The following is a 12,778-nucleotide window of genomic DNA, read 5'->3' on the forward strand; positions in this document are numbered from 1 at the left end:
CGGCTACCATACCGGCTTGATTTATTTGTTTGTATATCATACAAACAAGTCAACGGGAGCGAAACCCAATGGCAGAAAAGCCGGCCCACGAGCCGATCGAGCCGATCGAGCCGATCGAGGCGGCAGGCGACCCCAAGCACGCCGCCCGCGCCACGCGATCGGCCGGCCGCAAAATGCGCTCGCTGCTGCTGGATGCCGCGAGCCCGCTGTTCCGGGAGCGGGGGCTGTCGGGTACGGCGATCGCCGACATCGCAGCCGCTGCGAACGCGTTCCCGAGCCAGATCACCTATTACTTCCGCACCAAGGAGGCGCTGTTCGTCGAATGCGCCTGCCGCGAGCTGCTGTATCTGGCGCGAGCGACCGAGCAGGCGGCGCTGAAAGCGCGCACGCCGCAGGATTATACCCACGCGCTGGCCGAGACCGTTACGGCGAGCGATTCGGTGACCTTCTTCGCCGAGGCGCTGACGCTGACGCGGCGGCGCCAGGATCTCGCGCCGCTGGTCGAGCGCACCATAGAGCGCCTGCACAGTGAAGGCGCGCGGGCCTATGCGAGCCAGGTCGCGCGGCACGGCTGGCGCTCCCTGCGCGCACCGGATGAGAGTTCGCGGCGGTTCTGGGCTGTCGCCATCGGAATCATCCTCGAGGGCCACGCCATGGGCCGTTCGCCAGAGGCGCTGTGCGCCGAGATGCTGCGCGTGCTGGGCGAACAGGCGAAATCCAATGATGACGCTGCGCGCCTGCGCCTCGTCGACGCGCGCGACGCATCGAGCAATTCGAATGAGGAGAGTTAGGTCATGACTGCGCTTCGCATGCGTGCCCGCGATTTCCTGACCGACGACCAGCTTGCCGACGTGCGCCAGCGCGTGACCTGGAAAGGCGTCGCGCTGATCGCGCACGCCTGGGCCCTCATCATCGCCGCAATCGCCCTGGTCGCGTGGTGGCCCAATCCAATCACCTATATTGTCGCCGTCGCCATCATCGGCTCGCGCCAGCTCGGGCTCGCGATCCTCATGCATGACGGCGCGCATGGCTGCCTGTCCGCCGACGAGAAAACCAATCTGACCTTGAGCCAGTGGTTCTGCGCCTACCCTCTGTTTGCGGAGACGCGCAGCTATCGGCGCTATCACCTTCAGCATCATGCGCGCACGCAGCAGGAGGATGATCCGGATCTCGTGCTGTCGGCGCCATTTCCCATCACGAAGCTGAGCTATCGCCGCAAGTTCATTCGCGACCTCACGGGGCAGACCGGCTATCAGCAGCGCAAGGCGCAGTTGCTCAATGCGCTCGGGCCGAAGGACTGGGCGTCGCGGCAGCGCGCGGCGCATTTTTGGGACAAGCTTGGCCCGCAATGTCTGGTCAATGGCGCGATGTTCGCAGCGCTCACGGCGGCCGGCGTATGGTGGGCCTATCCGCTGCTATGGCTGGTGCCGCTCCTGACCTGGATGATGGTCATCACACGTATCCGCAACATCGCCGAGCACGCAGTCGTGCCCGACAGCAGCGATCCCTTGCGCAACACCCGCACCACGTACGCCAATTTCCTCGAGCGTCTGTTCATCGCGCCGTATTACGTGAACTACCACCTCGAACATCATCTCCTGTTCTACGTGCCCTGCTACAATCTGCCGAAGGTGCATCGCCTGCTGAGCGAGAGCCGGCACGCGGGCCGCATGGAGGTGCAGCCGAGTTACGCGGCCGTGCTGCGGCTTGCGACCGCGAAGCCGAACCGCGATGACCGCCCGGGGCAATTGGTCAACAGCGCGCGCCGCGCGCAGGCGGGGTCCGAGGTCGACGCCAACCAGACGGCCGGCGGATTTTAGGGACCCGTCTCATCAGTTGAAGACTGCCAGTTGAATGCTGATCGAAGTTCCTATCTTGGCTTGACATTCCGGCCCCGGACGGTGTCTACGGCCCCCTTTGGAGCATGATCCGGAACCATGGCCTAAGGCCGTGCGTCATCGGCTGCCGGTTCTCGCAGGGATCACGCCCGACAAGCAGGGAGCGCCGATGACGGCAGCATTCACATTTCCGGGGCAGGGGTCCCAGGCGGTCGGCATGGGCAAGGCCCTGGCCGATGCCTTTCCGGTGGCGCGCGCCGTGTTCGACGAGGTCGACGCCGCGCTGGGGGAGAAGCTGACGGCGACCATCTGGGATGGTCCGGCCGAAACCCTCCAGCTCACCCAAAACGCCCAGCCGGCCCTGATGGCGGTGTCCGTCGCCACCCTGCGCGTGCTGGAGACCGAAGCCGGGTTTTCCGTAGGGAGGGATGCGGCCTTCGTCGCCGGCCACTCGCTCGGTGAATATTCGGCGCTGGCCGCGGCCGGCAGCCTGACGATCTCCGACACCGCGCGGCTGCTTCGCATCCGCGGTCTCGCAATGCAAAAAGCGGTGCCTGTCGGCGTCGGTGCGATGGCCGCTCTGCTCGGCCTCGACTACGAGGCGGCCGTGGCGGTGGCGGACGAGGCCGCGCAGGGGCAGGTCTGCCAGGCCGCCAACGACAATGGCGGCGGGCAAGTGGTCGTCTCCGGCGACAAGGCCGCGGTCGATCGCGCCGTGGAGATCGCCAAAACCAGGGGCGCCAAGCGCGCAATGTTGCTGCCGGTGTCTGCACCGTTCCATTGCAAGCTGATGCAGCCGGCTGCCGACGCGATGGCGGAGGCGCTGACCAAGGTCACGATCAAGGCCCCGGCGACCCCGCTGGTGTCGAACGTGCTGGCGAGCGCGATCACTGATCCCGACGAGATCCGCCGCCGCCTGGTCGAGCAGGTCACCGGTACCGTGCGCTGGCGCGAATCGGTTGCCTATATGGCGGGGCAGGGCGTCACGCGTTTCTTCGAGATCGGTGCCGGCAAGGTGCTGACCGGCCTCGTCAAGCGTATTGCGGACGGTGCCGTCGGCGTTGCGGTCGGTGGTCCCAACGACGTTGCTGCCGCCAAGGATGCATTGGCCGCTGCGAAGCAGGCCTAGAGGAGTTGCAAAGATGTTCGATCTGACCGGCAAGAAGGCGCTCGTCACCGGCGCAACCGGCGGCATTGGCGGCGCGATCGCACAGGCGCTGCACGCGCAGGGCGCCACCGTTGCGATATCGGGGACGCGCAAGGAAGTGCTGGATGAGCTTGCCGGCAAGCTCGGCGAGCGCACCCATGTGCTGCCCTGCAATCTCGCCAAGGCCGACGAGGTCGAAGCGCTGGTGCCTGCTGCGGAAGCGGCGATGGGACAGGTCGACATCCTCGTCGCCAATGCCGGCATCACCCGCGACAATCTCTTCGTGCAGCTCCGTGACGAGGACTGGGAGGAGGTCATCAACATCAATTTGACCTCGACCTTCCGGCTTGCCCGCGCCGCCACCAAATTGATGATGCGCAAGCGCTTCGGCCGCATCATCGCCATCACGTCGGTTGTCGGCGTCACCGGCAACCCGGGGCAGGGCAATTATACCGCGTCGAAGGCGGGCCTGATCGGGATGATCAAGACGTTAGGTGCCGAATACGCCAAGCGTGGCGTCACCGCGAACTGCATCGCGCCCGGCTTCATCAAGACGCCGATGACCGATGCGCTCAACGACAAGCAGCGCGAAACGATTCTGACCAAGGTTCCGGCCAATCGCCTGGGCACGCCAGAGGACATCGCGGCGGCCGCCGTCTACCTGAGTTCGAACGAAGCGGCCTATGTCACCGGCCAAACCATCCACGTCAACGGCGGCATGGCCATGATCTGACGCTTCATGCCGCACCGCCCCCTGGCGGTGCGGAATGCGGCAAACGGCCGTTTCCGGAGCGAAATGAGGCTTGTAGTCAACGCAATTGAAGTATGATAACCGGACCTTCAACGGATGGGCAAAGAACGCCATTGCAGGTTTTTGAAACCCTGTATATTGGCGATGCGGAGCCTTGGCCGTCATTCGCCGGGCCTGCATCGGTTAGGATGGGGCCAGTCAAAGTTCGTAAGCGAAGGCAGTCAACGACCACGACGGCTCGTATCGTCCCGGGGGGTCGGGTCTACAGGGAACAACACGAGGTTATGCAATGAGTGAGATTGGCGAGCGGGTTAAGAAGATCGTGGTCGAACACCTTGGTGTTGAACCCGAGAAGGTTGTCGACGCTGCGAGCTTCATCGACGACCTCGGCGCCGACAGTCTGGACACCGTCGAGCTGGTGATGGCGTTCGAAGAGGAATTCGGTTGCGAGATTCCGGACGACGCCGCGGAAACGATTCTCACCGTCGGCGACGCCACGAAGTTTCTCGAGAAGAACGCGAAGAGCTAAGGCTCTTCATTTTCGCGGGGACAACATTGAAACCGGACGGACCGCCCAACAGCGGTCAGCCGGTTTCTTGTTATTGGCCGTGAATGTTTCGATGCGGAGTTTTCGGATATGAGGCGGGTTGTCGTTACGGGTCTTGGCATGGTTTCGCCACTCGGCTGCGGAGTCGAGCCGACCTGGAAACGCATCCTCGACGGCCAAAGCGGCGCACGCAAGATCGAGAGCTTCGATGTCTCCGATCTTCAGACCAAGATCGGCTGCACGGTCGTGCGCGGCGACGGCACCAACGACAGTTTCAATCCCGACATCTGGATGGAGCCGAAGGACCAGCGCAAGGTCGATGACTTCATCATCTTCGGCATGGCCGCAGCCGGCCAGGCGCTCGACGATGCCAACTGGCATCCCGAGACCGAAGAGGACAAATGCGCCACCGGCACCATGATTGGGTCCGGCATCGGCGGCCTCAACGGCATTGCCGAAACCGCGGTCCTGCTGAAGGAACGCGGGCCGCGCCGGGTCTCGCCGTTCTTCATTCCGGGCCGGCTGATCAATCTCGCCTCCGGCTACGTCTCGATCAAGCATGGGCTGAAGGGGCCGAACCATTCGGTGGTCACGGCCTGCTCGACCGGCGCTCACGCGGTCGGCGATGCCGCCCGCCTGATCGCGCTCGGCGATGCCGACGTCATGGTTGCCGGCGGCGCGGAATCGCCGATCGGCCGCATCGGCATTGCCGGCTTCAACGCCGCGCGTGCGCTCTCGACAGCCTTCAACGAAACGCCCGAGAAGGCCTCGCGCCCCTACGACAAGGACCGCGACGGCTTCGTGATGGGCGAGGGCGCCGGCGTTCTGGTCCTCGAAGAGCTCGAACACGCCCAGCGCCGCGGCGCGAGGATCTATGCCGAGGTGATCGGCTACGGTCTTTCGGGCGATGCCTATCACATCACCTCGCCGTCACCCGACGGCGACGGCGGCTTCCGCAGCATGGCGGCGGCGCTCAAGCGCGCCGGCCTCACCGCGTCCGATCTCGACTACATCAATGCGCACGGCACCTCGACACCGCTTGGTGACGAGATCGAGCTCGGTGCCGTTGAACGTCTGCTCGGCAATGCGGCTTCCAAGGTCGCGATGTCCTCGACCAAGTCGTCGACCGGTCATCTCCTGGGGGCGGCCGGCGCGATCGAGGCGATCTTCGCCATTCTCGCGATTCGCGATAATGTCGTGCCGCCGACCATCAACCTGGACAATCCGTCGGTCGAGACTGCGATCGATCTCGTGCCGCATCAGGCGAAGAAGCGCGAGGTCAACGTCGCATTGTCGAATTCTTTTGGTTTTGGCGGTACCAACGCATCGGTCATCTTCCGGCGTCTGGTCCACTAGTTTGTTGTTGCGACGAATCCACCGTTTTGCCGTATTCGGCGATAGTCATGGAAGCGGGCGCGTGCATTTGGCTCGGCAAGCGATTGTCAGGTCGCGATTGAACCGGCAGGATTCAGGTTGCTTCGATGAGTGAAAGGCCGCCCATTTCGCCCCGGAGCCCGCGGGCAGCGCTCGAGCCCGAGCAGGTCCCGCCGCCGCCGAAGCGATCGGATCGTGCGCGCAATCCCTTCGTGATCGTCGGCAACGCCATCATCACCCTGCTGCTGATTGCGATGATCGGTGCGGGCGGCGTGTACTATTACGGCCGGCAGGTGCTCGAGGCGCCGGGGCCGCTGAAGGAAGACAAGATCGTCAACATCCCGCAGCGCGCCGGCAAGCGTGACATCGCCGAGACGCTGAACCGCGAAGGCGTGACCGACGTCAATCCGTGGGCGTTCATTGCCAGCGTCGCTGCGTTGAAGGCGAGCTCGGACCTCAAGCCGGGTGAATATTCGTTCCAGAAGAACGCATCCTTGCGCGACGTGATTGCCACCATCGTCGAGGGCAAGGTGGTGCAGCATGCCGTGACGATCCCGGAGGGCCTGACCTCCGAGCAGATCGTGGCGCGGCTCTCCGACAACGACATCTTCACCGGCAGCGTGCGTGAGCTGCCGCGCGAAGGCACGCTGCTGCCCGAGACCTACAAGTTCCCGCGCGGCACCCCGCGCGATCAGGTGATCCAACGCATGCAGCAGGCGCACAAGCGCGTGCTGACCGAGATCTGGGAGCGCCGCAGTCAGGACATTCCGGTCAAGAGTCCGGAGCAGCTGGTGACGCTGGCCTCGATCGTGGAGAAGGAGACCGGCAAGCCGGACGAGCGCAGCCGCGTCGCCGCGGTATTCGTCAATCGCCTGAAGCAGAGGATCAAGCTGCAGTCCGATCCCACGATCATCTATGGCCTCGTCGGCGGCAAGGGCACGCTCGGCCGTCCGATCAAGCGCAGCGAGATCACGCAGCCCTCGCCCTACAATACCTATGTGATCGAGGGCCTGCCGCCGGGCCCGATCTCCAACCCCGGCCGGGCCTCGCTTGAGGCTGCCGCCAACCCGGCCCGCACCCGCGACCTCTATTTCGTCGCGGACGGCACCGGCGGGCATTCCTTCACCGAGACCTACGACGCGCACCAGAAGAACGTCGCCAAGTTGCGCGCGATGGAAAAGCAGATCCAGAACGACACGGTCGAGCCGGCCGAGGACGCGCAGCCACCGGCCGCCGCCGCGCCCGGTGCCGCCGATACGCCGACGGCGACCACGCCGGCGCGGCCGAACCAGCAGAAAAAGCCGCCGGCTGCTCGCCCCGCGGGTCCGCCGCCGGCCCGGCAAGGTGCGGTACAGGCCTCGCCCCCGGTGGTGCAGCGCTAGGCCTGCGCGCAGACCTGCCCCGCGGGACTTTGCGGATTACATTTTCCTGCAAAATAGTCTTAAGATTCGCGTGGCTTGATGGCCCTGCGAATCCCGTGCTTCTGGAGAAATTGACCTGATGGCGTTGTCGTCCATGACGGGCTTTGCCCGAAGCCACGGCGCGAGCGGGCCGTATGCGTTCGAATGGGAATTGAAGTCGGTCAACGCCAAGGGCTTTGATCTCAGGGTGCGCCTGCCGCAGGGATTCGACGAGCTCGAGGCTCATGCCAAGAAGCGCGCCGCCGAGCTGCTCTCGCGAGGCACCGTCTACGCCAATCTGACGGTCAAGCGCGCCAATGCGGCCACCAGCGTCCGCGTCAACGAGGACGTGCTCAACGCCGTCCTCAAGGCCGCCGCCGTGATCGCCGGCAAGGTCGATGCGGTCGCGCCGAGCGTCGACGGGCTTCTGGCCATCAAGGGTGTCATTGAGGTCGCCGAGCCCGAGGGCGACGAGGAGGAGGACAAGGCCGCGCGCGCCGCCGCCGCGGACGCCTTCGACAAGGCGCTCGCCGAACTCGTTGAGATGCGCAAGCGTGAGGGGACCTCGCTCGGGCAGATCCTGATCCAGCGCGTGGACGAGGTCGAGCAGCTGGCGAAGAAGGCCGAGGCCGCGCCCGGCCGCAAGCCCGAGGCGATCAAGGCGAGACTCGCCGAGCAGATCGCGAGCCTCCTCGACACCTCCGACCGTTTCGATTCCGACCGCCTGATGCAGGAAGCGATCCTGATCGCGACCAGGGCGGACATCCGCGAGGAGCTCGATCGCATCGCCTCGCACATCGCGCAGGCGCGCGAGCTGATCGGCAAGGGCGGCCCGGTCGGGCGCAAGCTCGACTTCCTGGCGCAGGAGTTTCACCGCGAGGTCAATACCTGTTGCTCGAAGTCCAACGACATCGAGCTGACCAATACGGGGCTCGCCATGAAGAATGTGGTCGAGCAGTTCCGCGAGCAGGTCCAGAATCTGGAGTGATCGATGACGAATGGCGGTCACGGAACTGACGGTGTCGAGCGGCGCGGATTGATGTTCGTGCTGTCCTCGCCGTCGGGCGCGGGCAAGACGACGCTGTCGCGCATGTTGATCGACCGTATGCCCGGCCTCCGAATGTCGGTGTCGGCGACCACGCGGGCGATGCGGCCGGGCGAGGTCGACGGCAGGGATTATTCGTTCGTCGACAAGGCCACCTTCGAGGCGATGGTGAAGGCCGACCAGCTGCTGGAATGGGCGACCGTGTTCGACAACAGCTACGGCACGCCGCGTGCGCCGGTTGAGGCGGCGCTGTCAGCTGGGCAGGACGTGCTGTTCGACATCGACTGGCAGGGCACGCAGCAGCTTCGAGAGAAAGCACGCGCCGACGTCGTCAGCGTGTTCATCCTGCCGCCCTCGGCCGCCGATCTCGAGAAGCGGCTGCATTCGCGCGCGCAGGATTCCGACGAGGTGATCCGCAAGCGAATGAGCCGCGCCAGCCACGAGATGAGCCACTGGGCCGAGTACGACTACATCGTCATCAACCACGACGTTGACGAGGCCTTCGCCGAGGTGCAGTCGGTCCTGAAGGCCGAACGCCTCAAGCGCGAGCGGCAGACCGGCCTCGTGGGCTTCGTGCGAGGTCTGCAAGGTCAGCTTCAAGGCTAGTAGGCTGCGTCAGCCTCGGCCCGTCCTTCGCGAGCCGTTCCAGCATCGTCGTGATCACGTCGATGTCGATGGCATCCTCGACTCCCGCATCGTCATCGCGGCCGGCCGGCTCTTTGTCATTGAGGTCGTTGGCCGCGAGCTGCGGTGCGGCCTCGATCTGGAATTCTCCGTTGAAGATGTCGGCATCGTCGAGCTCTGCGGCATCGTGGTGCGCTTGCGGTGCGCGCTCGTCGATCACATCAATCTCGCGATCGATCGCGGCAAGCTGCGCGGTCTTGAGCTGGGCTGGCTGCGGACGCAGGGCATCGAAATCCACCGGGCCGGGCTGCCGAGCGTGCGGCGCGTCGGCGGGCGCTGCGTTGAGCCAGGGTGCACGGCCATTGTCGTGATCGTGCGGCTCAAAATTGTCCCAGTTGATGCGGCGCTGGTCCGCGGCCTGGACGCGGATGTGTCCACCGGCGAAGCGGTAGATGACGCTGGCGAGGATGCCGGCAAGCGCCAGCGCACCGCCGATCACGAGCAGCAGCATCTGGAGCGAGCCGGTCTGCTTGTCGGCGGTGCTGTCTGCCGCGGCCAGAGCCATCGGAGCAGGGGACTTCGCCGGCTTCGCGGTCGGCTGCGCGGCGGCCGCGACAGGTACAGGCGACGGCTGCTCTGTGGGCGCGGCGGACGCCGAGGAGGCGTCGGGCCAGGGCCCGGCGACGGCGGGCTGCTGCGCGTTGGCGTCGGCGGCGGGGCTCGCAGCTTGTTGCATCGGCGCCGGTCCCGCCTGTGCAGGCGTCTTCACCGTGGCGATGCTCGGCGGCGTCAGATATTCGGCGCGCGCGTCCTGGACCGAGTGCTGCTGCGGCACGGCTGAATCCGCTGCAGGCGTGTCGGGCGCAGCCTGTGCGGTTTGAGTTGCCTTGCCGCCTTCGGCGCGCAGATACCAGCACTGCCGCTTGGTCGCGCGCTCGAGGCGATAATGCCAATGCTGGCCCTGCGGCGCGGCGCCCTTTGGCGAGCCAAGGCAGTCGCTCGCGGCAGTTGCCGTGCTCGGTGCCGTTGGTGCATTCTGCGACACGGCGGCGAGTGGCGCGCCGGCGATGATGCTGCCCACAAGGGCGGATAAGAATTTTGCGGTGCGGTTGCCCATCCTGGTCTCCCGATTACGCATGACGCAACTCGTTACCTTCCCTTTGTCGTCAAAGACTTGGGTGGCAATGAGCCGCAAATCCGGAGAGGATGTGGCCTGAATCGGGCCTGCGCGGCGTTCGTTCCGCCGCGGAATCAGACTTTTTCGCTGCTATTGCTTGGTCGAAGTCCAGGTTCCGCCGCAGCCGTCCGAGCGGCGGAAGGATCCGGAGCCACTGCGGGCAGCGAGGCGGCCGGACCCGGTGAAGGTCACGCCATCGCCTTGACCGAACGTGCTGACCGCGCCGCTCGCGCTGACGGTACCAGTGACGCCTTGGCCTATGACCTTGCCCGAGGAGACCACGACCGCGCCGGACGTGGTGCCGCCGCAGCCGACGCTGACGACCATCCAGGCGCCGTCGAAACTCCCGCCACCGCCACCACCGCCTCCACCACCGCGCCGTGAGGAACTGCGCGGCTCCTCTGCCGGCTTGCTGCGACGCGCCGAGGGCGCCGGCTCGGCGGAACGGTCCGATCGCGAGCCGGACAGCGACTTCTCGTCATTGCCGATCGAGCCGCCGGCGCTGCCGGACTGCGCAACGGCGGACGGCGGAGCGAGGACGGCAGACAGGAAAAAGGCCAGGGCAATCGCAGGGATGACGGCATTGCGCATGAGCAAAATCCAAAATGAAAAATCGTATCAGCGGCCGGAGCCGTCGGCACAGACGGAACCGATAATGCGGCAAGCTTTGCCAGCCTTGCCGCATTCGTCAAGCGCGGCGTCTTTCGCGCGCTGCACGCTGTCGCGCTGGACCAGCGACCAGGATTTGTCGGAGATCGCGAACGCGCCGCAGCGGTTGCCATAGAAGGACAGCTCGATCGGACATTTGGCGCCGGCGCAATTGCCGCGCGCATCCGCTACCGCCGCGCGCCGCGAGGCGTGGTTCCAGGAGATGCCCCATTTGCCGCCGTCGGGCCCGTAGACGATCGAGCCCCATGGCTTCAGGTCCTCCATCTTGCGCATCCGCAGCAGAAGGCCTTCGGTGGCTTCGCCCGTCGGCGCCATGGAAATCCGCTGCTGGAGTTTTGTGATCGCGCGGGTCAGTCCATCAGGGCTGTCAGGATCGAAATTGAGCTCGTAGAGCCGCTCGCTGAGTTCGCTCAGCAGGGCGGCATCGCGCAAGGGGACGCGGTCCGGATCGGGGCGCAGCCGATCTGCCGGCAGCGGATCAGGCTGCATCGCTGCGACCTGCGGCGGCGCGGTTTGCGTCGGGGCTACGAAATAGAAGGTGCCGTCGATCGGGGAGGACGACACCCAGGGCTGCTGCGCGCCGGAGGTGGCGCGCTTCACCGCGAGGCCGACCTGATTGAAAGTCTGGAATACGTCGAGGCCCGCGGTCCGGACCGTCGCGGCCAATGCCTTGGTGTAGGGGCTGTGGCCGTCGCTGCCGTCCTGGGCGACATTGCCGGGTTGCGTTGCGTAGGAGATCAGCGTGCCCTCGGGCGCGCGCATCTGCGCGAGGCCGCCATCGGAGGCGCGCAGGCCGCGCGAGCCGAAGGGGTTGTTGCGGCAGGCGTCCAGGATCACGAGGTTGAGCCGCGTGCCCGATCCCTGCATCTGGCGCAGCACGAGGTTGACGTCGGTCATCTGGAAGTCGACGTCGGCCTCGCGCGTCGGATTGGCGCCGACCGGCACGAGATAGTTGGCGCCCGAGACCTGCACGCCGTGGCCGGCATAATAGAACAGCGCGACGTCGGCGCCCTGCACCTGCCGGCCAAAGCTCTGCACCGCCAGGTCCATCGCGCCCTTGTCGAGATCGAGCTGAGCGCGGCCTCCGACCAGCGTGAAGCCGAGCAGGCCAAGCGTCTCCGCCATCAGGCTCGCGTCCTTGGACGGATTGTCGAGCGGCGTGATGTTCTTGTAGGCGGAGTTGCCGACAACGAGCGCGACGCGCTTCTCGGCCGATGCCGGGTATGTGGCGACGACGAGCAGGGCTGCGACCAGCGTCGCCAGCCCCGGGACGCGATTGAAAATCCTCGCGCGCATCAAAATTCCCCAAAAATAATGGCGTCAGTCTAACAGTCCGGCGCGCCGGCGAAAAGTGGTGCGGCGGCAGGCAGCGGCGCGGGCGGCTCGAGCGCTTGCTGCCGATCCCGTCATCCTGAGGCGCGAGCCATGCGTCGCAACGCGACGTGTGGAGAGCCTCGAAGGATGAACGGCCGAACCGGCAGCCGGGCCGTCGCCCTTCGAGGCCTCCGCTACGCTCCGGCACCTCAGAGTGACGGTGAAATAGAACGGGCGCTCAATCCAGATTGCGAACGCGGCCGCGCGTTCCCGCGGCAGATTCTGCCCGAGCCTTGCTGCGGTTCATCGCCCAATGGAGGCCAAAGGGCGCAGGGAAGGCCGGGCGCCGGCGGCACCCGTTGGTCCGTGCGCTACAGGAGTGCACACGGGGTGGACCGATAGGGTGGCCGATCGCCCGGCCTTCCCTGCGCGGATGGTTTTAACGGTGTCCTTCGTGCTCTCCTCGGGGAGCGATGCACTATTGCCCCCGTCGCCCCGCCGATCGCTGATGCGCGCGCCCGGTTGGGCCGCCACATCACCGCGAGGCTTGACGCACAGACCCCGGGCGTCAGGACCACACGACTTCTCCGTCCGCGGACGGTCCCGCCCAAATCGTCAGGGGCTTGCGTGTGCTCACCCTCGATGATCGACAAGCCCGCTCTCCAGCGCCGTGTCGTACGCGTCGCGTGAGGACTCACGGTTGCCCGCCCTGTCATCACGCCGCCCGCGCCGTCGCTGCCGCGTCCACCGCCACCCGGCCCGCATGTCGTGACGGTCGCGAACGCCCCTTTGGCAGGGCCAGGATGCGCGCTGTATGCCACAAATCCGAAATTCGGAAAAGCAAAATATTTTTGCGAGCAGGGGTTGACTAGGTGTTTTGCCCGACGGGTCG

General features: G+C 65.8%; 12 protein-coding genes. 9 read left to right on the top strand and 3 right to left on the bottom strand.

Going from position 1 to position 12,778, the window contains the following annotated elements:
- The first annotated feature begins 68 nt into the window (after positions 1-68).
- The 9 genes from BRA471DRAFT_RS17055 (at position 69) to gmk (ending at position 8,708) form a co-directional block, all read left to right on the top strand.
- On the top strand, positions 69-791 hold the full coding sequence (locus BRA471DRAFT_RS17055) for a TetR/AcrR family transcriptional regulator C-terminal domain-containing protein (RefSeq protein WP_007609319.1): 723 nt from the start codon (positions 69-71) through the stop codon (positions 789-791).
- 3 nt (positions 792-794) lie between these two features.
- Positions 795-1,820, top strand: coding sequence for a fatty acid desaturase family protein (locus BRA471DRAFT_RS17060; protein ID WP_007609321.1), 1,026 nt, complete (start codon positions 795-797; stop codon positions 1,818-1,820).
- Positions 1,821-2,007: 187 nt separating this feature from the next.
- Positions 2,008-2,967: an ACP S-malonyltransferase gene (fabD, locus tag BRA471DRAFT_RS17065; protein ID WP_007609322.1), complete on the top strand. Its 960-nt coding sequence runs from the start codon at positions 2,008-2,010 to the stop codon at positions 2,965-2,967.
- A gap of 13 nt (positions 2,968-2,980) precedes the next feature.
- On the top strand, positions 2,981-3,718 hold the full coding sequence (gene fabG, locus BRA471DRAFT_RS17070; RefSeq protein ID WP_007609323.1) for a 3-oxoacyl-[acyl-carrier-protein] reductase: 738 nt from the start codon (positions 2,981-2,983) through the stop codon (positions 3,716-3,718).
- Between the two features lie 307 nt (positions 3,719-4,025).
- Positions 4,026-4,265, top strand: coding sequence for an acyl carrier protein (locus BRA471DRAFT_RS17075; RefSeq protein ID WP_006020277.1), 240 nt, complete (start codon positions 4,026-4,028; stop codon positions 4,263-4,265).
- A gap of 108 nt (positions 4,266-4,373) precedes the next feature.
- The gene (fabF, locus tag BRA471DRAFT_RS17080; protein ID WP_007609325.1) at positions 4,374-5,639 is read left to right on the top strand and encodes a beta-ketoacyl-ACP synthase II; all 1,266 of its coding nucleotides are present in this window, start codon (positions 4,374-4,376) and stop codon (positions 5,637-5,639) included.
- A 125-nt stretch (positions 5,640-5,764) separates the two neighbouring features.
- A complete protein-coding gene (gene mltG / locus BRA471DRAFT_RS17085) occupies positions 5,765-7,039 on the top strand; it encodes an endolytic transglycosylase MltG (RefSeq protein WP_007609326.1) in 1,275 nt (424 codons plus the stop codon).
- Positions 7,040-7,157: 118 nt separating this feature from the next.
- Positions 7,158-8,045 carry a YicC/YloC family endoribonuclease gene (locus BRA471DRAFT_RS17090; RefSeq protein WP_007609327.1) on the top strand — a complete coding sequence of 296 codons (888 nt, stop codon included), beginning with the start codon at positions 7,158-7,160 and terminating at the stop codon, positions 8,043-8,045.
- Positions 8,046-8,048: 3 nt separating this feature from the next.
- Entirely contained in the window at positions 8,049-8,708 is a 660-nt protein-coding gene (gene gmk, locus BRA471DRAFT_RS17095) for a guanylate kinase (RefSeq protein WP_007609328.1), read from the top strand.
- Here gmk and BRA471DRAFT_RS17100 read toward each other — a convergent pair.
- From BRA471DRAFT_RS17100 to BRA471DRAFT_RS17110, 3 genes are all read right to left on the bottom strand, one after another.
- Positions 8,641-9,843, bottom strand: coding sequence for a hypothetical protein (locus tag BRA471DRAFT_RS17100; RefSeq protein WP_007609329.1), 1,203 nt, complete (start codon positions 9,841-9,843; stop codon positions 8,641-8,643). The genes gmk and BRA471DRAFT_RS17100 overlap by 68 nt on opposite strands.
- Before the next feature lie 150 nt (positions 9,844-9,993).
- Positions 9,994-10,494 (bottom strand): hypothetical protein, encoded by a 501-nt coding sequence (locus BRA471DRAFT_RS17105; RefSeq protein ID WP_007609330.1) that lies wholly within the window; start codon positions 10,492-10,494, stop codon positions 9,994-9,996.
- Positions 10,495-10,521: 27 nt separating this feature from the next.
- On the bottom strand, positions 10,522-11,868 hold the full coding sequence (locus BRA471DRAFT_RS17110; protein WP_007609331.1) for a caspase family protein: 1,347 nt from the start codon (positions 11,866-11,868) through the stop codon (positions 10,522-10,524).
- Positions 11,869-12,778: the final 910 nt, after the last annotated feature.

This window comes from Bradyrhizobium sp. WSM471 (assembly GCF_000244915.1).
In the GTDB taxonomy this organism is placed as follows: Bacteria; Pseudomonadota; Alphaproteobacteria; order Rhizobiales; family Xanthobacteraceae; genus Bradyrhizobium.